At 66.0% G+C, this 21,344-nt stretch carries 19 protein-coding genes; 8 read left to right on the plus strand and 11 right to left on the minus strand.

The window, feature by feature from the left end; all coding sequences use genetic code 11:
• Window positions 1-23: 23 nt before the first annotated feature.
• Entirely contained in the window at window positions 24-1,580 is a 1,557-nt protein-coding gene (locus CXZ05_RS05260; protein ID WP_102971541.1) for an ABC transporter substrate-binding protein, read from the minus strand.
• A gap of 252 nt (window positions 1,581-1,832) precedes the next feature.
• Between CXZ05_RS05260 and CXZ05_RS05265 the strand changes: the two genes are divergently transcribed.
• Window positions 1,833-2,660 (plus strand): IclR family transcriptional regulator, encoded by an 828-nt coding sequence (locus CXZ05_RS05265; RefSeq protein WP_102971542.1) that lies wholly within the window; start codon window positions 1,833-1,835, stop codon window positions 2,658-2,660.
• 64 nt (window positions 2,661-2,724) lie between these two features.
• Here CXZ05_RS05265 and CXZ05_RS05270 read toward each other — a convergent pair whose 3' ends face one another.
• Window positions 2,725-3,987, minus strand: a complete 1,263-nt coding sequence (locus tag CXZ05_RS05270) for a glycoside hydrolase family 1 protein (protein ID WP_102971543.1) — start codon at window positions 3,985-3,987, stop codon at window positions 2,725-2,727.
• Between the two features lie 158 nt (window positions 3,988-4,145).
• Between CXZ05_RS05270 and CXZ05_RS05275 the strand changes: the two genes are divergently transcribed.
• Complete coding sequence (locus CXZ05_RS05275; protein WP_102971599.1) at window positions 4,146-4,766, plus strand: TetR/AcrR family transcriptional regulator; 621 nt, start codon at window positions 4,146-4,148, stop codon at window positions 4,764-4,766.
• Window positions 4,767-4,777: 11 nt separating this feature from the next.
• Here the strand turns inward: CXZ05_RS05275 and CXZ05_RS05280 are convergent, their stop codons facing one another.
• On the minus strand, window positions 4,778-5,422 hold the full coding sequence (locus tag CXZ05_RS05280; RefSeq protein WP_102971544.1) for a TetR/AcrR family transcriptional regulator: 645 nt from the start codon (window positions 5,420-5,422) through the stop codon (window positions 4,778-4,780).
• 102 nt (window positions 5,423-5,524) lie between these two features.
• Between CXZ05_RS05280 and CXZ05_RS05285 the strand changes: the two genes are divergently transcribed.
• The gene (locus CXZ05_RS05285; protein ID WP_146033053.1) at window positions 5,525-6,529 is read left to right on the plus strand and encodes an EAL domain-containing protein; all 1,005 of its coding nucleotides are present in this window, start codon (window positions 5,525-5,527) and stop codon (window positions 6,527-6,529) included.
• A gap of 60 nt (window positions 6,530-6,589) precedes the next feature.
• Complete coding sequence (locus tag CXZ05_RS05290) at window positions 6,590-9,094, plus strand: alpha-L-rhamnosidase (protein ID WP_102971546.1); 2,505 nt, start codon at window positions 6,590-6,592, stop codon at window positions 9,092-9,094.
• On the opposite strand, the gene hxlA is transcribed toward CXZ05_RS05290, so the two are convergent.
• Both hxlA and hxlB read right to left on the minus strand, forming a co-directional pair.
• Window positions 9,091-9,714, minus strand: coding sequence for a 3-hexulose-6-phosphate synthase (gene hxlA, locus CXZ05_RS05295; protein WP_102971547.1), 624 nt, complete (start codon window positions 9,712-9,714; stop codon window positions 9,091-9,093). The genes CXZ05_RS05290 and hxlA overlap by 4 nt on opposite strands.
• Before the next feature lie 77 nt (window positions 9,715-9,791).
• A complete protein-coding gene (gene hxlB / locus CXZ05_RS05300; protein ID WP_102971548.1) occupies window positions 9,792-10,406 on the minus strand; it encodes a 6-phospho-3-hexuloisomerase in 615 nt (204 codons plus the stop codon).
• Between the two features lie 140 nt (window positions 10,407-10,546).
• Here hxlB and CXZ05_RS05305 point away from each other — a divergent pair, with 140 nt between their 5' ends.
• A complete protein-coding gene (locus CXZ05_RS05305; protein ID WP_258006458.1) occupies window positions 10,547-11,866 on the plus strand; it encodes a response regulator transcription factor family protein in 1,320 nt (439 codons plus the stop codon).
• Between the two features lie 28 nt (window positions 11,867-11,894).
• Here CXZ05_RS05305 and CXZ05_RS05310 read toward each other — a convergent pair whose 3' ends face one another.
• The 4 genes from CXZ05_RS05310 to CXZ05_RS05325 are packed head-to-tail and all read right to left on the minus strand — an operon-like array spanning window position 11,895 to window position 15,489.
• On the minus strand, window positions 11,895-12,533 hold the full coding sequence (locus CXZ05_RS05310) for a GntR family transcriptional regulator (protein WP_180987272.1): 639 nt from the start codon (window positions 12,531-12,533) through the stop codon (window positions 11,895-11,897).
• Window positions 12,534-12,593: 60 nt separating this feature from the next.
• Window positions 12,594-13,223, minus strand: a complete 630-nt coding sequence (locus CXZ05_RS05315) for a 4-carboxy-4-hydroxy-2-oxoadipate aldolase/oxaloacetate decarboxylase (protein ID WP_102971551.1) — start codon at window positions 13,221-13,223, stop codon at window positions 12,594-12,596.
• Entirely contained in the window at window positions 13,220-14,593 is a 1,374-nt protein-coding gene (locus tag CXZ05_RS05320; RefSeq protein WP_102971552.1) for an MFS transporter, read from the minus strand. The genes CXZ05_RS05315 and CXZ05_RS05320 overlap by 4 nt, the downstream gene beginning before the upstream one ends.
• A complete protein-coding gene (locus CXZ05_RS05325; protein ID WP_180987273.1) occupies window positions 14,590-15,489 on the minus strand; it encodes a DUF1932 domain-containing protein in 900 nt (299 codons plus the stop codon). Before CXZ05_RS05325 ends, CXZ05_RS05320 begins: the two co-directional genes overlap by 4 nt.
• Before the next feature lie 154 nt (window positions 15,490-15,643).
• On the opposite strand from CXZ05_RS05325, the gene CXZ05_RS05330 reads away from it, so the two are divergent.
• Both CXZ05_RS05330 and CXZ05_RS05335 read left to right on the plus strand, forming a co-directional pair.
• Window positions 15,644-16,216 (plus strand): GNAT family N-acetyltransferase, encoded by a 573-nt coding sequence (locus tag CXZ05_RS05330; protein WP_102971554.1) that lies wholly within the window; start codon window positions 15,644-15,646, stop codon window positions 16,214-16,216.
• Between the two features lie 78 nt (window positions 16,217-16,294).
• The gene (locus tag CXZ05_RS05335) at window positions 16,295-17,110 is read left to right on the plus strand and encodes an IclR family transcriptional regulator (RefSeq protein WP_102971555.1); all 816 of its coding nucleotides are present in this window, start codon (window positions 16,295-16,297) and stop codon (window positions 17,108-17,110) included.
• Here the strand turns inward: CXZ05_RS05335 and CXZ05_RS05340 are convergent.
• Window positions 17,107-18,084: a threonine/serine dehydratase gene (locus CXZ05_RS05340; protein WP_102971556.1), complete on the minus strand. Its 978-nt coding sequence runs from the start codon at window positions 18,082-18,084 to the stop codon at window positions 17,107-17,109. The two genes, CXZ05_RS05335 and CXZ05_RS05340, sit on opposite strands and share 4 nt — an antisense overlap.
• Window positions 18,085-18,508: 424 nt before the next feature.
• Here CXZ05_RS05340 and CXZ05_RS05345 point away from each other — a divergent pair, with 424 nt between their 5' ends.
• Entirely contained in the window at window positions 18,509-20,407 is a 1,899-nt protein-coding gene (locus CXZ05_RS05345) for a BCCT family transporter (protein ID WP_102971557.1), read from the plus strand.
• Between the two features lie 176 nt (window positions 20,408-20,583).
• Here CXZ05_RS05345 and CXZ05_RS05350 read toward each other — a convergent pair whose 3' ends face one another.
• On the minus strand, window positions 20,584-20,907 hold the full coding sequence (locus CXZ05_RS05350) for a DUF6457 domain-containing protein (protein WP_102971558.1): 324 nt from the start codon (window positions 20,905-20,907) through the stop codon (window positions 20,584-20,586).
• Between the last annotated feature and the right edge of the window lie 437 nt (window positions 20,908-21,344).

Below are 21,344 nucleotides of genomic sequence, written 5' to 3' on the forward strand. Positions count from 1 at the left end.
GGGAAGGCGTCCGGCCGAGTGGATCAGTTGGTGGGCGCGTAGGAGGAGAGGAGCGGGTAGGCGTTCGTGCCGGCGAACTTCACCTGCTGGACCTTCTTCGTGTTGTAGCCCTGGTTGGTGAGGGATTCGTAGAGCGGGATCATCCAGCCGGATTCCACCAGGCGGGTGTTCAGCTTGGTCAGCGCGGTCTTCTTGGCTGCGTCGTCCTTCGCGGCTGCGGCTTCGCCCGTGGCGGCGCTGAGCTGTGCGTCGGTGGCCTTCTGCACGTTGGTGAAGCCGTTCAGGACCACGCCGTACATGAGGCCCACCGGGTTGTCCCAGCCGAGCGCGGCGTAGCCGAGGGGTGTGGTAGCGACTGCCGCGAAGGCTTCATCAGTGGAGGAGGCCATCTTGACGTTCATCTTGATCCCGACGGCGGCCAGGTCCTTCTGGACGGCCTGCAGGTCCGTCTGGGTTTCTGCGCTGGCCACGATGGTGAACTCGAAGCCGTTGGCGTAGCCGGCCTCAGCCAGGAGGCTCTTGGCCTTCGCCGGGTCGTAGGCGAACTTGGTGTTCAGCTCTTCCGTGAACCCCGCCGAGTCCTTGGGAAGGGCATTCCACGAGGCGATGTCTCCCTTGTGCAGGGCGTCCACCAGTGACTGGCGGTTGATGGCGTACTGGAATGCCTGGCGGACCTTCTCCTTGGCAAAGGCGGGAACCGTCTTGCCGATCTTGTCGAAGGAGACCATGGTGTGGAGGGTGCCGCCGATCTGGGAGACGCCGAGGCCCTTGGACTTTGCGAAGTCCACTGTGGGGGACGTGAGCATGGCCACGTCCGCCTGGCCGGAGACGAGGGCGTTGGCACGCGCCTGGGGATCCTGGATGACGCTGAAGGTGATCTTGTTGTAGGCGTACTTGGAAGCGTCCGCGTTCTTGGTGTTCTTCTGGAAGACGTACTTGTTGCCCTTGACCGTGCCCGTCGTGTCGAGCGTGTATGGTCCGGAGCCGTCCGGGGTGGTCGCCAGGCTGGTGCTCTTGGCGGCGGCCGTCTTGCCCACAATCATGCCCATGGTTCCCGAGAGGTTCTTTTCGAAGCCGGGCTGCGGCTGGGCGAACTTGATGCCCACCTTCGTGGGACTGACCACGGTCACTGAGGTCACTTCCTGGGCACCGCCCTTGGCGATGGCCGAATAGGCGCTGAGCGCCGGGTCGGTGCGGCGGTCCAGGTTCGCCTTGACCAGTGGCGCATCCAGGGTGGATCCGTCAGTGAAGGTCACGCCCTCCTTGAGGGTCAGCGTCAGTACCGTGTTGTCTGCGCTGTAGCTGAACGCCGTGGCCAGGCCCGGTGCAACGGAACCGTCCGGCTGCAGGGTCATGAGGTTCTCGTAGAGGCCCTCGAAGAACTGGCGCTGGGCGTCGGCAACGCGCAGTGGATCGAAGCCGAACGAGGCCGCATCACTGTCGACGGCGATGGTCAGGGTGCTCTTGTCGACGGCGGTTGCGGCCTGGGTCCCGCCGCCACAGGCGGTGAGGGAGCTCACGAGGAGCGCACCGGCCAGGACGGCCGCGCTCCGGCGGGCAGGGGTGGAAAGGAGTTTCATGTGTGCGCCTTTGCATTCTCGATGACGAAGGGGAATCAGCATCTGGAGGCCGGGACCCGCCGCGGTCTGCATCGACCGCATCACAGGCCGTTCGGTCGGCGCCCTCTCGTCAGATGGCTTCCGGTGACCGGCTCCTTCAAGAATCCTTTGGAAGACCACACGGGACCCACGGGAATTTCATTGGTTGAAACGATATTGTGGTCCTGGTCACCCGATGGCTGAACGACTGGATGACTGAACGGAAGGATCGCAGTGGCGGAAGAAGCAGGACCGGAAGCTGATGCACCGCAGCGCGGCAAGCGCCCCAAGCAGGGCGAACCGGTGATCGACCGGGCACTGAGCCTGCTCGCCGTCTTCACCGACCGCCGTCGGGCTCTGACCCTTTCGGAAATGGCCCGCCACGCCGGCATGCCGGCTCCGACCGCGCTGCGCCTCATTGCCCGGCTGGTGGCGTGGGGCGCGCTGGAGCGGCTGGAGGACGGACGGTACGTGGTGGGCGTGCGGCTGTGGGAGGTGGCGTCCCTGTCGCCCCGCGGACACGGGGTCCGGGAGATCGCACTGCCGTACCTCGAGGACCTTTTTGCCGTGACCCGGCACCACGTGCTGCTGGCCGTCCGGGACAAGAACGAGGCTGTCCTCATCGAGCGGCTGTCGTCGAAGGAGGCCACCGAGGTGGCCTACCGCGTGGGCGGCCGTGCGCCGCTGCGTTCGACGGCGGTGGGCCTGGTGCTGCTGGCCGGCGCCGATGCGGCGTTCCAGGAAGCGGTGATCCGGCAGCCGCCGGATGCCGAAGCCGGCGTGGGCGCCATGCCGGAAGGCCAGCTGCGGCGGACACTGTCGGACGTCAGGCGTACCGGCGTCGCCATGATCAGGAGATCCGCACCGTCCCGGACGGTGTCCGTCGCCTCGCCGATTTTTGATGCCGAGGGGTCCGTGGCCGCGGCGCTTTCCATCGTGGTTCCCGACGGCGGCACTCCCCCCAACGTCCTGGCGCCGGCCGTCCAGGCTGCGGCGAGGGCTGTCTCCCGAAACCTGGGCTACAACGCGGGGCCGACGGAGGGCGTTTCGATGCGGCGTTAACCACGGCCGACGGCGGCCCGCACCATGAGGTGCGGACCGCCGTCGGGCTTTTGTTGGGCCTGTTTCAGCCCACTGCGGTGAGCCGCTCCTGGGCGGCGCGGGCCACGCCGCCCAGCCAGTGGGCGCTGGGCTTGGGCGTGCGCTCCTGGGTGGCGCGGTCGACGGCGATCAGGCCGAACTTGGGCCGGTAGCCGAAGATCCACTCGAAGTTGTCGAAGGCGGTCCAGGCGATGTAGCCGCGGACGTCGATGCCGTCGGCGAGGCAGGCTGCGACGCCTGCGACGGCGGTGCGGAGGTACTCGACCCGCTGGGTGTCATCCTCCGTGGCCAGCCCGTTCTCGGTGACCATGACGGGGATGCCGGCGATCCGGTCGGCCTCGCGGATGGTCACCTCGAGGGCCTGCGGGTAGATCTCCTCCCCCATCGCGTTGGTGGCTGCGCCCTCGGGAGCCGGGGCCACGCCGTCGGGACCGAACACGGTCCTGCCGTAGGTCTGGATGCCCACGAAGTCATCGCCGCGGGACGCTTCGAGGAAGCGTTCGTTGACGTCCCGCCGCACCTGGTCCGCCAGCTGCTGGCCGCCCTCGGCCGCCTGGATGTCGGAGTTGGCGAGGGTCCAGCCGACCAGCAGCTCCGGCCGGTGCGCCTTGATCGCGTCCCGCCCGGCGCGGTGGGCTGCGAGCTTGATGTCGAAGCCGGTGTCAGAGACGGTGAACTGGAAGGGCGCAACCCTGGCTGCCTCAATTCCGAGGCGCCCGGCTGCCGCCGACCAGAGCGGCACGTCCGCACGCCGCTCGGCCGGTTCGCCACCGATGCCGAGAGCCTTGAGGAGCCACGGCAGGTTGGGTTCGTTGAGGGTGCAGGCGACGCCGATGAGATCGCCGAGGTGTTCCGTGACGCGGCCGCAGTAGCGTGCGAATCGTTCCGGCGTGGCTTCGTCCTCCCAGCCTCCCGCGGCGAGCAGCCAGCGCGGGGAGGTGAAGTGGTGATACGTGACCACCGGCGTCAGCCCGTGCTCGTGGCAGGTTTCCAGCACCCGCCGGTAGTGGTCGAGTTCCGCGACGGAGAAGTGCCCTTCCTCGGGCTCGATGCGCGCCCATTCCAGCGAGAAGCGGTAGGTGGTGAACCCGAGCGAGGCGATCAGGGCGATGTCCTCGCGGTAGCGGTGGTAATGGTCGATGGCATCCCCCGACGGCTCGGCGAAGATCGTGCCCGGAAGGTGTTCCAGGAGCCAGGTGTCGCTGTTGGTGTTGTTGCCCTCCACCTGGTGGGCCGCGGTGGCCACACCCCAGAGGAAGTCGTCGGGGAAGTGCTGGAGGTCGGTCATGGGGTTCCCTTTCTGTGGTTGACCTCCACCCTAGGGAAACATTTTCCAAGTTGGAATACTTTGAGCGGAATTTCTTGACCAAAGTGGAAAAGAAACTTGGTATTCTCATGGAAGGCAAGACTTCGGCCAGGGCGGCCACGGCCGTGAGGAGGCGCGGGATGACTGAGACGGCGGCACGGCAGCCGGCGCGCAGCGGCAGGCGGGCACCCTACGCCAACGGCGAGCGCAAGCGGGCCGAGCTGGTGGATGCGGCCTTTGCGGTTTTCGCCGAGAAGGGCTTCCAACGGCTGTCGATCCGCCAGATTGCCGAGGAAATCGGAACGAGCCACACCGCTCTTCTGCACCATTTCGGGAGCAAGGACGCACTGCTGGAGGCCGTTTTGGTCCGGCGCGAGGAGCAGGAAGGCCCGTGGCGGCGAACACTGCTGGAGGAGCAAGGCCTGCTCGAAACGGTGCCGGAGGTCATGCGCCGCAACGCCGGCATCCGCGGAGTGATCCAGCTTGATGCCACCCTGCGCGCCGAGGCCGTCCGCCCGGACCACCCGGCCCACGGCTTCATCCGGCGCCGCGACGAGGAAATCATCCGCTCGCTGCATGCAGAGATCGAGCGGGAGGTTGCCGCCGGCCGCATTGCGTCCGGCCTCGACCCCGCTGTGCTGGCGCGGCAGGTCGCCGCGCTCATTGAAGGCGTCCAGCTGGCGTGGCTGTACGACGAGTCCATGGACATGGCCGCGCACCTGGAAGGGTTCCTACAGCTTGTTAAGGTACCCGGCGCTTAGGATTCCGGACCTCAGAGGCTTGGTTCGCCGTCGTCCCCGTTTACCAGAACCGAGCGGGCCAGCCGGCGGGCGTAGTCCCGGATCCCTTCGACCAGATCCAGCCTGCCTCCGGAGAGCACCCATTGCAGCTGCAGCCCGTCGCTGACGGCAATAATCTCCCGCGCGATGGCCTGGGCGTCGGTATCCGGCCGAAAGAGGCCACGCTCCACCCCGCGGGTAACGAGCTGCGCGGTCTCGTTCACGGCCTGCTCGTACCACTTGCCGTACAGCTGGTGGGCCGGGGTGGACGGATCAGCGGCTTCAGCCGAAACCAGCACGAAGAGCTCGATCAGCCCCGGCTCCGCCACAAGCCTGCGCGTGGATTCCACCATGGACCGGAACAGTTCATGCGGATCGTCGCGGCCGTCCGCCTGGACTGAGCTCCAAAACAGCGCAGTCTGCTCCAGCCGCCGCTCGGCGACAGCCAGCAGAAGGTGCTTCTTCGAGCGGAAATGGTGCAGCAGGCCGCTTTCGCTGAGTCCGACGTCGGCAGCCACCTGCGACAGCGGCACCCGGTGATAGCCGGAGGCTGCAAAGAGCCGCGTGGCCGCGTCCACAATTTCCGCGCGCTTGACCCTGCCAACCTCGTAGCTGCCTGTTTTTCGCCTCGTCCGCACCGCTTCAGGGTAACGGCCCGAACTGCGTCAACGTAAAGGACGGCCACAGCTCCGGCATCCCCTCGATCGCGGCATCAGCTACCGAGGAGTAGTGTGAAGGCCATGGACGAGTCGCCCCAGGACGGTGAACATACACCGGAACTGTTCCGCAACGTGGACGGAGAAACACTCCGGCGCCAGGTGCTGGAGATCATCAGCGATGTCCTGGCAGACTCAGATCCGCAGAAGGCCTGGGCCAGGGAGCAACTGCTCCACCTGCTGGCGGCCCACATGGACGACCCCGAACAGGCGCTGCTGCACCACCTGATCAGCACCAGGAACGTCCCCGATTCCTCACATGAGGAATCATCCGAGGATTCTTCCGGGAACACCCCGGCCGCACCGGGAAAGAGGATGCTGCTGACGGCCTTCCAGCCCATCAGGCAACTGCCGGGCGGAGAAGTGATCGGGGTTGAGGCGCTGGCGCGGTTCGTCAGCCACGAAGGGACCAGCGCAGACGTCTGGTTCCGGGGCGCCGCGGCCATGGGACTGGGGCCCGACCTGGAAATCGCAGCACTGCACCTTGCCCTTTCAGCGGCAGGAGAAATTCCGCCACACCTTTTTGCGTCAGTAAACCTCAGCCCCGCCGCGTGCGCCGATCCCCGCGTTCAGGCACTGATGCTGGGAGGGACCGTCGACCCGGAGCGGATGGTCATCGAAATCATGGGCGACATAACGGACCGGGACCTGACGGCCCTCACCGCGGTCCTGAGCCCGCTGCGCCAACACGGTGTGCGTCTTGCCGTGGACGGCTCCGGACCGGCCGCCACCTCGGCGAAACAAATCCTCCATCTGCTACCGGACATCATCAAAGTCGACTGCGACTTCCTCGCCGGTGCCGTCGCTTCAGGACACCAGCCTGCTACACCCCCCTTCGTTTTTGCACTGGCCGAGCAGACCGGCGCGACGCTGTCCGCGGAGGGAATCGAGAGCCGCGAAGAACTCGCCGCTGTTGTGGAATTGGGAATCGCCAGAGGCCAGGGATACCTCCTCGGCAGGCCCTCAGTGGATCCCCGCGACTGGGCAGCGTGGACCGGCGAAGCCGACCTTGCCGAGGGCCGCGAATAAAAACAGTGCGTACTCGGTTTTTATCGGCTACTCTTTGAGCACACTTTTCAAGGAGAACCCGTGACTGCCGCTACTTCGCCCACCTCAGTCCAGACTGCGCTCCGTCATGCCGCTTGGATTTCCCCAGTTGAGACGGGCTGCACGGAAGCCGGCAACCGGCCCGCCTACTGGCTCCGGGGTACCTTCGACTGGACTGCCGCCAACCAGAACCCGGACACCCCGAACGCTGCGGATGAACGGGCTGTTCTGCATGCCACCGCCCACGGCATCTACGAGCTCTTCGTCAATGGAACGCGCGTTGGCGAGGACGAACTGACACCGGGCTTCACGTCCTACCGCAAGCGCCTCCAGGTGCAGCAGTGGGACATCACGGACCTGCTGGTCCGCGGCGAAAACGTCGTTGCCGCACTGCTCTCGGACGGGTGGTTCCGGGGCCGGCACGGCTTCGAGCGCCGGCCGGACGGCTTCGGCACCGAGACCGCCTTCCTGGCCTCGGTCACCAACGCCCCCGGCACGGAGACTTTCCTCAGCACCGGCGAACGCTGGCTTTGCCGCGAAAGCCACATCACCCGCGCCGACCTGATGGACGGGCAGACCACCGATTTCCGCCGCCACGAGCCCGCCGGGCTCAGCCCGTCCGGCCCTGCCGGGACAGCGGGAACGACGGCGGAGGGCTGGGTTCCGGTGGTCGGGCCAGCCGGCCTGCTGTATGAAGACCGCTCCCGGCTGGTCCTGCCGGCCTCGCCGCCGGCGCGGCGCATCGAGGAGCTGAGGCCCGTCGCTGTGGCAACCCCGGAGCCGGGCATCACCGTCGTCGATTTCGGGCAGAACATCAACGGCTGGGTCCGGCTGGGCAGCCTGGGGCCGGAAGGGACGCGGACGCTCCTCCGGCACGGCGAAGTCCTGGACAAGGCCGGGCTGGTTTCCACGGCGAACATCCGCGCCTTCAACTTCGCCACCAAAACGCCCCTGCCCGCCGGACAGGTCGACGAGGCCGTCTCTGCCGGCCGGCCCGGAGACGTCTTCGAGCCCCGGCACACCACCCACGGCTTCCGCTACGTCCAGGTCGAGGGCCAGCCCGGAACCCTCGCTGCAGAGGACATCACCGCCGTCGTGGTGCACACACCCCTCGACCGCACGGGCTGGTTTGAATGCAGCGATCCGCGGCTGAACGCCCTGCATGACGCCATCTCCTGGAGCTTCCGCAGCAATGCCTGCGACGTCCCCACCGACTGCCCGCAGCGGGAGAGGTCGGGCTTCACGGGTGACTGGCAGGTTTTCGTGGACACGGCGGCCCTGATGTTCGATGTGGCCGCGTTCAGCGAAAAGTGGCTCAGGGATCTCACTGCCGACCAGTGGCCCGACGGGCGGGTGCCCACCGTCGTGCCCAACCCCGCCGGCGACGGCCCCTCCGGCAACGCCTTCGAAGACATGGCCGCGGGCTCGGCGGGCTGGGGTGACGCTGCCGTGCTCGTCCCGTGGTCGCTCTGGCGCGCCTATGGGGACAAGCTGGCGCTGGCCCGGGCGTTCCCGTCCATGCGCGGATGGGTCGACTACGCTGCCGCGGCGGCAGCCGGCGCCCGCCATCCGGAACGGTCCGGCCGGCGCCCCGTGCCGCTGGCGCACGAGAAGTTCCTGTGGGACACCGGCTTCCATTTCGGAGAGTGGCTCGAGCCGGACAGCCCGCCCAACCCGGACCCGTCGCGGGACCACGGGATCGTCGCCACGGCCTACCTGTTCCGCTCCGCCAGTGTTCTGGCCCGCGCAGCGGAAGCGTTGGGGGACGCGGCCGCGGCAGCAAAATATGGAACCCTGGCGGAACAGGTGCTGGCCGCCTGGCGGGCGGAGTACCTGGACCACAACGGCATCCTGAGCGAGGAGTCCCAGGGGCACTATGTTCGTGCCCTGGCCTTCGGCCTTGCGCCGGAAGCTCTTGCGCCCCGGACGGCGGCCCGGCTGGCGGAGCTCATCCGCGGCAACGGGAACCGGCTCGGCACCGGCTTCCTGGCCACTGGGCTGCTGCTGCCCGTCCTGGCCGACCACGGTTACCTGGACGTCGCCTACGAACTGCTGCTCGCCACGGGGACGCCCTCCTGGCTGGGAATGCTGGAGGCCGGCGCCACCACCATGTGGGAGTGGTGGGACGGCGTGTCGGAGGAGGGCGCCCGCGGTTCCCTGAACCATTACAGCAAGGGCGCGGTGGGTTCGTTCCTGTACACCCACCTGGCCGGCATCCGCCTGCCGGAGGATCCGGCGCCGGAGGAAACCGCCTACCGGCGGGTGACCATCGCCCCGCAGCCCGGCGGCAGCATCACGTCGGCGGCCGCCGCCGTCGTAACTCCCCGGGGCCGCATCAGCGTTTCCTGGACGCTTCAGCACGGCCAGTTCACGCTCGAAGTGGACCTGCCCGACGGCGTTCGGGCCGCCGTCGAACTCCCGGACGGCAGCAGCAGGCCGGTGTTCGGCGGAAGGCATCAATTTTCCTGCCAGCTGGTTGGGCTTGCCGAAACTCACCTAAATACGGCTCGTTCCGGCAAGCCCGCCCTGCAGCTGGACCGGACTTAGATGATCGCCGCGCGCAGTTCCTTGGCGGCCAGCTCGGGGTCCTCGGCGCTGTAGATGGCACCGCCGGCGACGGCCACATCGGCGCCCGCCCGCTGGACGGCTTCGATGGTGGAGAGGTTCACGCCACCGGCGACGGAGAACGGGACGCGGGCTTCCTCGCCGGCGCTCAGCAGCACGTTCAGGTTGTAACCGGGCTGGGCCTGCTCGTCCAGTCCGGCGTGCATCTCGACGAACTTCGCGCCCAGGGCACGGACTTCCCTGGCGCGGGTCACCTTGTCCTTGATGCCGATCAGGTCCACAACGACGCCCTTGCTGTGGGCCTTGGCTGCCTTCACGGCGCCGGCGATGGTGGAATCGTCGGCTGCGCCCAGCACCGTGATCAGGTCGGCACCGGCCTTGAAGGCGATGTCGGCTTCAAGTTCGCCGGCGTCCATCGTCTTGAGGTCCGCGAAAACGATCTTGTCCGGGTGGGCATTCTTGATGGCGGTAATGGCGGAAAGTCCTTCGCTCTTCACCAGGGGCGTGCCGAGCTCGATGATGTCCACATGCTCGGCGACCTTGCCGGCAAGTTCGAGGGCGGCTTCGGTGGTGAGGAGGTCGATTGCGACTTGCAGTTTCATGTGTTTCTTCCTTGATTTTGCGGGGGTTTTGGTGGATCTGTGGGATTAGGGGCTAGCCGGGTTCGGAACCCGCAGGGCTACTCGAGGTTTGCGTGGCGCAGCCAGAGGTCTTCCGCAGCAGCAGCATCCTCTTCCCAGAGGCTTTGGAACACTGCCTCGGTGGTGGTGAACAGCACCTGTTCGAACAGGCTCCCTGAGTACTGGCGCGAGGCCGCAGACCCGTGGTCCGTCTTCTGAACGCCCGGGATAACGACGACGGCGGACGCCGCCTCTGCGAGCGGGGAACCGGGGTTGGTGGTGTAGACAGCCACCCGCGCGCCCTGCGCGGCGGCGGTCTGCGCTGCCTTCACGACGCTCGACGTCGTGCCGGAACCGGAGGCGGCGAGCAGCACGTCCCCGGCGCGGATGGCGGGTGCGGTGGTCTCGCCCACCACGTGCACCGTCAGTCCCAGGTGCATGAGCCTCATGGCGGCCATCTTCAGGACGAGGCCGCTGCGGCCCGCGCCGGTGACGAAGATCCGTTCTGCATCCTTGATTTCCGATGCCAGGGCGGCTACCTGCTCCGGATCCACCCGGGCGGCGGTCCGCTGGATCTCATCCAGGACCAGGAGCTGGTTCCTGGTGACCGATGCTGCCGGAACCGTGGTGGACGTTCCCGCCGCGGCGGGAACGGTGTCCGTGATGACACTCAAGGGTTACCTCCTTCGGGACGATGTTGCCCTTCCATCTTCGAACGCTAAACGGGTGGGCACCACGGCATGATCGGACGGTTTTACCCACCCAAAGGGATAGGCACCGCCCCAGATTCCAATACAATGGACGGGTGTCCGCCATCACAGAAGCCACCATCCCTCCCGCCGCCCCCGAGACCGCCGAAGGCCTGAAGCCCCTGCTGGAGGCGATCGCGCGGCTGTCCGCGGCTCCGCTGTCCCAGATTGCCCAGCGCTTGCACCAGGCCACCCTCCCCTACCTGCCGAGCAGCGCCCTGGTGATCTTCACCGAAGACTGCACGGGCAGGCCGCAGAAGAAGTCCGGCGACGAGGCCGTCATCAGCCAGGTGTCCATCGCCGAACTGGACGCCATCCGGGCGGCACTTTCAGGAAGCGAAACGTGGCATGGCCGGACACCGATCGGCGGGTGGGAGCGCCCTGTCCTTGCCCTCCCGTCGCCCACAAAAGCGCTTCTGGTTCTGGTCGATCCCCAGCCGGTGGCGGGCGAAGCCGGAGCGGGACTTTCCGGGCAGGAAGTTCCGGTGCCGTGGCTGGTCCGCTACCTGTGGACCCTCGCGGCCGAGCGTATCCGCGAAAAGGTGGCGGATGCACCGCCGTCGTACCTCATCGAGTCCCGGGCGGCGTCCGCCGAACGGGTCAGGGTGACGGCGGAGTTGGTGGACCGGCATTCGACGACTCTGGAGACCCTGCTCGCCGCGCTGCGCTCCCCCTCCCTGGCAGACGAGGTGGCACGGAAGTCCGCCACGGACGTCGCCGCCAAGGCCCTGGTGGAACTGCGGACACTGAACGACCGCACCACGGAACTTGTCGAAGAACCTGTTGCCACGGCGTTCCAGCGCCTCCGTGAGGATCTTCGCCCGCTCATGCACTTCAGCGGCATCGACGTCCAGTTCATCGAGCCGCCGGTCAATGGCCGGGCACTTCCCGGGGAAGTTGCGCATGCTGCCCGCGCCATCGTCCGGGGCCTCGTGCTCGCCATGGTCGAACAGCCGGACGTGCGGCGCATCCGCACCCAGTGGGATTGCGACGGCGAGAACCTCCTCATCAACGTCCGCGACGACGGCCTGGGCAGCCTGTCCGCCGAGGCGCCCAGCATTGCCCGTTTGGCGCAACGGGTGGAGGTCCTGGACGGCCGGATGACGATTGACTTGATGCAGGGCTGGGGCGCCGACGTCGCCGTCACCCTTCCGCTGGACCCGCCCGGGCGCAAGCTGCCCGACGTCGCCGCCTGGAACCTGGGCGACCGCGAACTCGAGGTCCTGCAGCTGCTCGCGGCCGGGCAGCGCAACCGGGCGATCGCGGCCAAGCTGCACGTCAGCGAGAACACCGTGAAGTTCCACCTCCGCAACATCTACCGCAAGCTCGGCGCCACGTCGCGCACCGAGGCGATCGCCCTGGCGCATAGCAACGGTCTGCGCTAAAAACCGGGCTACCTGCCCTGTAACAGCGTCAGCGTCTGCGCGTGAGGGCCGCATAGGAGGTCCGGAGGTGGCCTTCCATGAGGGCTCGTGCGCGGTGTTCGTCGCGCTGGGTAATGGCGTCGACGATCATACGGTGGTCCTGGAGGCTGCGGTGGAGCTCATCCGGGGAGTAGTACTGGAAAGACCCGGACATCAGGGGTGCGAGGGCCAGGTCTTTGGCGATGTTGAACAGCCGGGGTGAGGCTGCTGATTCGAGGATGAGCAGATGGAGTTCGTGGTTAAGTTCGGCGATTTCCGCCCGGTAGCCGTCCGCCTGGTTGGCGGCGATGCTATCCATGCGGTCACACAGCCGGTTCAGCTCCTCAAGCTGGGAGTCTGACCGGCTGTGTGCCGCAAGGCCGGCGGCGTGGGATTCCAGCAGTGCCCTGATGGACATCACTTCTGCCGCATCGGTGTTGGTCCACTCGGCGACGAAGACGCCGCGGTTGGGGGATACGACGACGAGTCCCTCGTCGGCGAGTTCGCGGAGGACGGCCCGGATCGGGGTGCGGCTGATCGCGTATTCGGCGCAAAGGCCCCGTTCAGTGAGATGGCTGCCGGGAGGGAGCCTGCCGGTGGTGATCTTGGCGCGCAGATCCTCCAAGACGTCCTGACGCTGCGTGTCCATCACCCTCCCGAGACCCGTCATGATCTCAGCGGACCACGATGCTACCTGTCCAGCTTATTATCACGGCTGGGTGAGGCCGAGCAGGTCCAGGGTGGTGGCGCCTTCGCGGATCCGGGCGCGCATGGCTTCTTCCTTGAGTTCCCGCTGTTCGGCTGAACTGAGGGCGGTGTTGACGTCGGCCGCCAGGACCCTGACCAGGCCGTCCGCGTCCCCGACAAGGACATCCCCGGGGTGGATCAGCACGCCGCCGATAGTGACGGGAACGTTGACCCTGCCTTTCTGGACTTTCGTGGTCTTGCGGATGCACACGCCGCGGGTGAAGACGGGGAAGCCTGAGGCGATGATTTCCTGGCTGTCACGCACCGCACCGTCGATGACGAGCCCGGCCAGGCCGCGTTCCTGGGCGGCCAGGGTGAGTACGTCCCCCCACGGGCCCGCCTGGGTGTAGCCCTTGGCGTCGACGACGAGGATGTCGCCTTCGCCGGCTTCAAGGAGTGCGACGTGGATGAACCAGTTGTCACCGGGTTCCAGGTCAAGTGTTACCGCCCGCCCTGCGACTTTGGTTTTCGGGTCCAGCGGCTTGATAGCGGGATCGATGGCGCCGCGCTGGCCGTTGGCTTCGTAGACGGTGGCCGCCCCCAACTGTGCCAGTCGGGTGATGCGGGTGTCCGTGGTTTCGATGGTGGTCATTTGGTTGGTTCTCCTGAGGTGACGAATTCTGCCTGGGCGTCGGCCTGTTCTTCTGCGATGCGCGCGGTGGCTTCTGCCTGCCTGACAAATTTCAGTCCGACGACCATGGCGGCGGCGATGAGGCAGGTGGCGCTGACCAGGGCAAGGCCCCAGTTGTTGTTGCCAGTGGAATCCTTCAGCGCGCCGAAAGCGAACGGGCCGACGAAGCCGCCGAGGTTGGCGATTGAGTTGATGGCGGCGAGGCCGACGGCTGCTGACTGTCCGGTGAGGAAGAGCGAGGGCAATGACCAGAACGGACCGTAGGTTGCGTAGACGGCGACGGTGATGACGGTCAGCAACGCGACCGAGAGCAGCAGGTTGTTCACGGCGAACGGCATCAGGGCCAGGCCGACGCCGGCTGCGATGAGCGGGATGCCGACGTGCCAGCGGCGTTCGCGCTTCTTGTCGGAGTGGCGGGCCCAGTAGACCATGAAGATCGCGGCGATGCCGTAGGGTACGGCGTTGATATAGCCGACGGCGGTGTTGCTGAGCTGGGTGGACGCGGCGGCGATGATCTGCGGGGTGAAGAACGCCAGGACGTAGATCGCGACGGACTTGCTGTAGTAGATCAGGGACAGCGCCAGGACGCGGCCGCCGGCCAGGCTCCGCCAGAACGACACGTGGCCGTGGCGCTGGACCTTCGCGGCGTGCTCGGCCTGCAGCGTTGTTTCGAGCCAGGTCTTCTCGTCAGCTGTCAGCCACTTGGCTTTTGCCGGGGAGTCGACCAGGACGAAGAGGGTCACTGCGGCCATGATGAGGGCAGGTGCGCCTTCGAGGATGAAGACCCAGCGCCAGCCTTCCATGCCCAGCCAGCCAATATTGTCCATGATCAGGCCGGACATGGGGGCCGCGACGACGGTGGCCAAGGGGATGGCGATCATGAAGAGCGCGACGACGCGGGCGCGTTCACGTTCCGGGAACCACAGGGACAGGTACAGGATGACGCAGGGGAAGAAGCCTGCCTCGGCGATGCCGAGCAGTGTGCGGGCTATCGCCAACTGCGTGAAGTCCTGTACGAAGCCGGACGCTACTGCTACAACGCCCCAGGAAACGAGGATGCGGGCGATCCACTTCCGGGCCCCGACCTTGCGCATCAGGATGTTGCTGGGAACCTCGAAGAGGAAGTAGCCGATGGAGAACAGTCCGGCTGCCAGGCCGAATTGGGCGGTAGTGATGCCGAGGTCGGCGTTCATCTCCTTGGCGACGAAGCCGACGTTGGCGCGGTCGATGAACGCGATGATGTAGAGGATCACCAGGAGTGGGAGGACCCGGAACTTGATCTTCCGGACGGTTGCGTCCCCGATGCGGGGGCGGATGACTGCGGCGCTCATGCCGACACCTCCTGTGCGGTCGTTGGGGTGGAAGTTCGGAGGGCGAGGGAATCCAGCCAGTCCAGGGACGCGGCGAAGGTCGCCTCCGCGGGTCCTCCGGTGAGGCTGACGTTCTCTGCGGTGGCGGCGTACTGGGCGGCGACCTGTTCCGTCAGGCCGGCCGGGTAACCGACGCTTTGCAGCTGTGCTGCCGCCTCAAGTACCTCTGCGTGGCGGCGGACAGCATGGGCCGGGTGGGTTGTCACCATGCTCTTGAGCAGGTTCGTGAAGGGCGCCTGGTCCACGTCAGCGAGCACAGCGTCCAGCTGGTCCAGGACGCCGTAGGCGCGGGCCGCCGGGAGCGCTTCGATCGCTAGTGCTTCGAGGCCCTTCATGATGACCGAACGCAGGAGCTTAACGGTCACCGCGTCGCCGGGCACGCTGTCCGGCAGGACCCGGACCGGCGCCCCGGCGTTGGCCAGCACGCTTTCGACGGCGGTGTTCCGCTTCCCGGCGTACAGAAGTGGGGTCTTCACTCCGGTGAGGGCCACAGCTCCCGTGATGGCGATGTCCACATACCCGATGCCCGCTGCCTCGGCTCGGGCGGATGACTCCCGCTTGGCCTGTGCTGCCGCAGTGGTCATATCCACGATTGTCGCACCCGGCTTCAGGTGCTGCAGCAGCGAACTAATGACTCCAGGCAGGACGAACCCGGGCACGCAAAGCAGGACAAGCTCCTGGTCCGCTGCCCACCCGGAAATGTCCGGGCGGATTGCCACTCCGGACTCCTCCGACCAGCTCACGGCCGCAGCCGGCGGCTGTGGATCGGAGAGGGAAATTTCAAGGACGGGGTCAGCAACAAGCCGCTCCGCCCAGCACAGGCCAACTTGGCCCGAACCAATGATTGTGGTTTTCAAGACAGACTCCTTCGTCCCGATGTCTATGTGATCAAGAATACAACTTGAATACCATTTGGCAAGTCTTATCCCTGTAATCCGTTTGCTTAGCCTCAATGGCACTATTTTGGTTCCGAGCCTTGCCCCCGTCGAAAACCGGTGGCAGGGTGGCAGCATGGCGATCGAGGTTCGTCCGGCGACGGTGTTCGAGGACGTGAAAGCCCTGGTTGGACCCAAGCGGCCGGACGCGACGGTGTGCTGGTGTCTGAGCTACCGCGTCCCCTCCAAGCAGAACGTGGAGCTGCGGGGCACTGCCCGCGGGGAGCTGGTCCAGGAACTGTTTAGGCAGGATCCGCCGCCCGGGGTGTTAGCGTACGACGGCGGGGAAGCAGTTGGGTGGGCAGGCGTCCATCCGCGCGCGGATACCAACTTCGCCCGCAACCGCCGGATCCCCCGCGTGGACGATCTGGACGTGTGGTCGGTGTGGTGCATCCGGGTCCGGCCGGGGTACCGGGGAAGGGGAATCTCCCATCGGCTGCTGGAGGGCGCCGTCGACTTTGCGCGTTCCTACGGTGCGCCCGCCATTGAGGGTTATCCGGTGGACAACGAGGGCAAGAGGGTGGACCTCACCATGGCCTACGTGGGCACCCGCAAACTCTTCGAGGAGGCTGGTTTCACCAAGGCCGCGGATACGGACTCCGTCCTCAACGGCTTCCCGCGCGTGCTCATGCGCCTTGGGCTGGGCTGATTGGACATGGCGCCCGACGCCGTTTCCCGGCTTACCGCGGTGTCGGCCCCGTCACACTTCCCGGCATAGGATCGGGACATGGCTTCGAACAATGTCCCTGAATCCGATGCCGACGCCGAGGGCGAGGGCGGCCAGCAGGGCGGCGTCCAGTCCGTCGACCGGGCGCTCGCCGTGCTGGAGATACTGGCCCGCGACGGCCATGCAGGCGTGAGCGAAATCGCCGGGGAAATGGGCATCCACAAGTCCACAGTTTCCAGACTGCTCGGTTCGCTCGTAGTCAGGGAGATGGTCCACCAGAACAGCGAACGCGGCAAGTATCAGCTGGGCTTTGGCATCCTTCGCCTGGCCAGTTCCATTCCCGGCCGGCTTAGCCTGGTCCGCGAGGCGCGCCCGGTACTCGAAAACCTGGCCGAGGAATTCAAGGAAACCGTCAACCTCGCCGTTCTCCGCTCCAATTACGCCGTCAACGTGGACCAGGCCATGGGGCCATCAACCCTGGCCACCTACGACTGGGTCGGAAGCCTGACCCCCTTGCACGCGACGTCGAGCGGAAAGGTCCTGCTGGCAGCGCTGGCCGCAGATGAACGTGAGCGCATCCTGAAAGAGACAGGGCTGCCGGCCCGTACACCCCGGACCATCACCAGGCGCGACAAGCTCGAAAAGCAGCTGATCGACGTCGTCCACAACGGCTACGCGGTGACCCTCGAAGAGTTCGAAATAGGGCTGAATTCCATGGCAGTGCCGGTCTACAACCACTTGGGAACGGCGATCGCGGCGGTCAGCATCTCCGGCCCGGCGTTCCGCTTCGACCCGGAAAAGACACCCGGCCTCATCGAGGGCCTGGGCCAGGCCGGCCTGCGGATCAGCGCCAACATGGGCTACGCGCGGCGTTAAGCTGGCCCCTGCACCAGGTCACTCGGGTCGGTGTTGGCGCCGCAGAGGACCACGCAAACCTTCTCCCCGTCCGCCGGACGGTAGCCCCCAGGGCTGAGGAGCCCGGCCAGCGCGGTTCCCGCCCCGTGTTCCACGGCGAGACGGTGGTTGTCCCACAGCGACTGCCGGGCACGGACAATCCCGGAGTCCGGCACGAGGACGGAACGGGACATGTCGTGCTGGGCAGCACGCAAGGCCATCCGGGACACCCGCCGGGCGCCCAAGGAATCTGCGGCTACGGAGTCCACGGCGACGTCCACGGGCAGGCCGGCCTCCAGGGCAGCGTTCAGGGCCCGGCAGTTCTCGGGTTCCACAGCAATGGTCCGGATGCCGTAGTGCTGTGCTGCGGTGGCGACGCCCGCGAACAGTCCTCCGCCGCCTACCGCGACTACGACCGTGTCCAGGCCGGGGATCTGGCGGTGGATCTCGTCCATGAGCGTTCCCGCACCCGCGGCGATCAGCGGATGGTCATAGGCATGGGACGGCAGTGCTCCAGCCGTGGCGGCGAAGTCCTGGCAGGCGGCCAGCGCCTCGGCGTACTCTGCGCCGACAAGCCTGACGTCCGCGCCATAGCCCCTGAGCCGTTCAATCTTCACGCGCGGGGCGCTCGATGGGAGGAAGACGGTGGCAGGGATCCCTTGGTCCCTGGCAGCCCACGCACAGGCCAGTCCGGCATTCCCGCCTGAAGCTATAGTGACCCCCGCCTCCGGCAGAGTACCGGCGGCGCGGTGTGCCTCAATGAAGTTTTGGGCGCCACGTGCCTTGAATGTGCCGGTGTGCTGCATAAATTCGAGCGCAAAGTAGAGCTCGCACTGCCCCTCGGCGCCTGCGGCCTCGACTTCGCCGGGATCGGCATGGGCCACCACCACGTGCCGGACCAGCCCGGCGATTCGATCCGACGCGGCCTCGACGTCCGCATAGGTAAGGGCGTTCATGCTTGGATCTCCTGCTAAGGCTGGCCAATGGTCCTGGGCCATCTTCCCATGGCACCGCTCGCCAGACTTGGCGAAACCCGTAGGAGCACGCGTGTTTGAAGATGCCTTATACGCAACACCTCTCACGAGGGGCAACGGGATTCGCATCTTAGGCCCCCTGTCAAGAGGGGGCGGGGGCGGAAGAAATGTTCTTGACAACGCGTGTGAGCTGGCGCACTCTGTTGCTGAAGGCGAAGTGTGTTGATTACTGCGGAACTAGCTGGGCACCGCTCAGGCGAACTGCCCATCCGCATTCACGAGGTCAGGATCGTCGACGGCGACCGTCATGACCATCGACTCCGAGGACGAGCCGAACCGAATGCCGGGCGTACTCGCCTACGGCCACGGCTAAGCCGTCCCACATATTCAGCGAAGGAAACCCCTCATGACAATCAATAGTGACGTCACTATCGATGAAAGCAGTGAAGACGACCGGGCCTCGGGGGTGGAACCGGCGTTGGAACGAGAACCTGCACCTCCCCAGGAAGACCTGCAAATCCTGCAGGCCCTGCGGGAAACCGAATCAGAACACGAAGAAGCGCGGCGCAGCAGCCAATTGTTCCGGAAGGGAGGCATCGACAAGGTAGTCTTCGGCGTCGCCGGACTGCTCACGTTGGCCTTCGTTATCTGGGGATTTGCCGGCAGGGAGAATCTGGCTACCACCTCCCAGGTGGTTCTTGACTGGGTCATGAAAAACACCGGCTGGCTGTTCGTTGCCCTCTCCTCCCTGTTCGTGGTCTACGTGCTCTGGCTTGCGGTCAGCCGCTTCGGGAACATCCCACTGGGGAAAGACGCGGAAAAGCCCGAGTACTCCATGGTCTCGTGGGTCTCGATGATGTTCGCGGCGGGGATGGGCATCGGCCTGATGTTCTATGGCGTGGCCGAGCCGCTTTACCACTACATCTCCCCGCCGCCAGGCACGGTTGACGGCCAGACTCCCGCGGCGGTCCAGACGGCGATGGCAACCTCGATCTTCCACTGGACCCTGCACCCGTGGGCAATGTACGCGGTGGTGGGCGTTGCCATGGCCTACGGAACCTACCGCCTCGGCCGCAAACAGCTCATTTCCGCGGTCTTCACGTCGCTGTTCGGCATCCGCAGGGTGGAAGGTCCCATCGGCAAGGTCATCAACATGCTGGCCATCTTCGCCACACTTTTCGGCACCGCTGCGTCGCTGGGTCTGGGTGCTCTGCAAATTGGCAGCGGCATGGCGTCCAACGGCTGGATCAGCGGCCAGCTTGCCACTCCCGTGCTCGTGGTCATCGTTGCCGTACTCACAGCCTGCTTCGTGGCCTCGGCGGTCTCCGGCATCAGCCGCGGCATCCAGTGGCTGTCCAACATCAACATGGTCCTGGCTGCAGTCCTGGCCGTTATCGTCTTCGTGGCCGGGCCGACGCTCTTCATCCTGAACCTGATCCCGGCGGCAGTGGGCGACTATGCACGGGACCTGGCCGAGATGGCCTCTCGGACTGAAGCCGTCGGCGACGACGCCCTGCGCACGTGGATGTCCGGCTGGACCATCTTCTACTGGGCCTGGTGGGTCTCCTGGACGCCCTTCGTTGGCCTGTTCATCGCACGCATCAGCCGCGGCCGCACCATCCGCCAGTTCGTCACCGGCGTCCTGCTGGTTCCCAGCATCGTCAGCGTCATCTGGTTCGGCATCTTCGGCGGGGCCGCCATCAACATCCAGGCAACCGCAGACGCCACCCCGGACACCGGCGATGGCATGGCCAAGATCGTCGACGGGACTCCCTCGATTTCCTTCGACGGCGCCCTGTTCGACCTGCTTCACCATCTCCCCCTGCCCAACGCCATTGCCGGCGCGGTCGCCGTCCTGGCGATGGTTCTGGTGGCCATCTTCTTCGTCACCGGCGCCGATGCGGCCTCCATCGTGATGGGATCGCTCAGCTCCGACGGTGCAGAAGAACCACGCCGGGGAGTTGTCATCTTCTGGGGTGCCCTCACCGGCGCCGTTGCCGCCGTGATGCTCCTCGCCGGCGGTGACAAGCCTGCCGAGGCGCTTGCCGGACTGCAGCGGATCACCATCGTGTCAGCCCTGCCTTTCGTGCTGGTGATGTTCCTGATGTGCTTTGCCCTCACGAGGGACCTGCGCCGGGACCCGCTGTCGCTGCGCGCGCGGTTGGTGACCTCCGTCGTCGAGCGCTCCATTCGCAGTGGGGTGGAACAGCACGGCGGCGTCCAGTTCGATCTGGTAACCAAACACGAATGCGATGAACGATGTGCCAAGAGTGAGCTTGATCCGGGCGGGGACAAGCAACACTGAGTACAGGGCGGCCGGCTCCCGAAACGACCGGGAGCCGGCCGCCCTAACGCTTGTCCTCTAGTAGAAACGCACTCGCGGCCCACACCCGGAAAGGCATCCCGTATGGCATCGACGTCCACAATCACACAGGCTGAAACGGAAGCGGACCAAAGACGCCCCGTTGATGACTGCGACTATCACGGCTGCTTCTTCTGTTCCGGCCCCGAAACCGACTGACTGCCGGCTCGCTGCTCGCACAGCCCGAACGCGATGTCTGCGGCCCGGGCGGTCGCCGCCCTGGACCCTTCAGAACCAGCATTTCCTCTTGCGGCTTCTTGGCCGGCCACGTAGCCCACCATGAAGGCTGTCACCGGTGCTGCAGCATGGATTACTGAATCGGCAGATTTCCTCGCCAGGTCCAGCAGCAGCTCTTGATCGACGTCGAGATCCGGGATCTGCAACGCCCTCGCTAGCTGCTCGCACCACTCGCCCAGGATCTGCATCTCATCGTTAACGGCCATGATCTCTCCTTATACAGAACACTTCCGCTGGAAGCTGGTGCCCTGACCCTACAAGGCTAGGACGCCATAAGTCACCGGGCGTTCCCAGGCTGCGTTGTCATGGAAAACCTCCGGCTGCGCCGATTGGATCGGGTACGTTGACGTCAGCAATTCCGCCGCATACGATCACTTATATATCAGTTATCTGGGTCACAAATATCAAAGGCACATCAGCGTCGCGATGGGCCGCTGCCGCCGAAGCCTCACAGATGTCCGGCGGCCACCACACTCCCCGCGCGGACAGTGTTGGGGCCCTTCGCAAGAGTGACGGGTCAAATGTGGCCGCCGCAGTACACCCGAAAGGAACACTTACTCATGGTTCATAAAGTCAAGGCTGTTGTTGTCAGGGCGAAGGACGCTCCGGTGTCGGTGGAGACGATCCTGGTGCCGGATCCGGG

The sequence above is a fragment of the Arthrobacter sp. AFG20 genome, assembly GCF_002892795.1.
Taxonomy (GTDB): domain Bacteria; phylum Actinomycetota; class Actinomycetes; order Actinomycetales; family Micrococcaceae; genus Arthrobacter.

Bases quoted from the DNA above. Each gene is read 5' to 3' on its own strand.
- CXZ05_RS05315 (WP_102971551.1), bottom strand. From the start codon at position 13,223: ATGACCACCATCGAAACCACGGACACCCGCATCACCCGACTGGCACAG.
- CXZ05_RS05340 (WP_102971556.1), bottom strand. From the start codon at position 18,084: ATGAACGCCCTTACCTATGCGGACGTCGAGGCCGCGTCGGATCGAATC.
- CXZ05_RS05270 (WP_102971543.1), bottom strand. From the start codon at position 3,987: ATGACCGACCTCCAGCACTTCCCCGACGACTTCCTCTGGGGTGTGGCC.
- CXZ05_RS05310 (WP_180987272.1), bottom strand. From the start codon at position 12,533: ATGGACACGCAGCGTCAGGACGTCTTGGAGGATCTGCGCGCCAAGATC.
- CXZ05_RS05345 (WP_102971557.1), top strand. From the start codon at position 18,509: ATGACAATCAATAGTGACGTCACTATCGATGAAAGCAGTGAAGACGAC.
- CXZ05_RS05320 (WP_102971552.1), bottom strand. From the start codon at position 14,593: ATGAGCGCCGCAGTCATCCGCCCCCGCATCGGGGACGCAACCGTCCGG.
- CXZ05_RS05275 (WP_102971599.1), top strand. From the start codon at position 4,146: ATGACTGAGACGGCGGCACGGCAGCCGGCGCGCAGCGGCAGGCGGGCA.
- CXZ05_RS05335 (WP_102971555.1), top strand. From the start codon at position 16,295: ATGGCTTCGAACAATGTCCCTGAATCCGATGCCGACGCCGAGGGCGAG.
- CXZ05_RS05330 (WP_102971554.1), top strand. From the start codon at position 15,644: ATGGCGATCGAGGTTCGTCCGGCGACGGTGTTCGAGGACGTGAAAGCC.
- CXZ05_RS05350 (WP_102971558.1), bottom strand. From the start codon at position 20,907: ATGGCCGTTAACGATGAGATGCAGATCCTGGGCGAGTGGTGCGAGCAG.
- CXZ05_RS05285 (WP_146033053.1), top strand. From the start codon at position 5,525: ATGGACGAGTCGCCCCAGGACGGTGAACATACACCGGAACTGTTCCGC.
- CXZ05_RS05260 (WP_102971541.1), bottom strand. From the start codon at position 1,580: ATGAAACTCCTTTCCACCCCTGCCCGCCGGAGCGCGGCCGTCCTGGCC.
- hxlA (WP_102971547.1), bottom strand. From the start codon at position 9,714: ATGAAACTGCAAGTCGCAATCGACCTCCTCACCACCGAAGCCGCCCTC.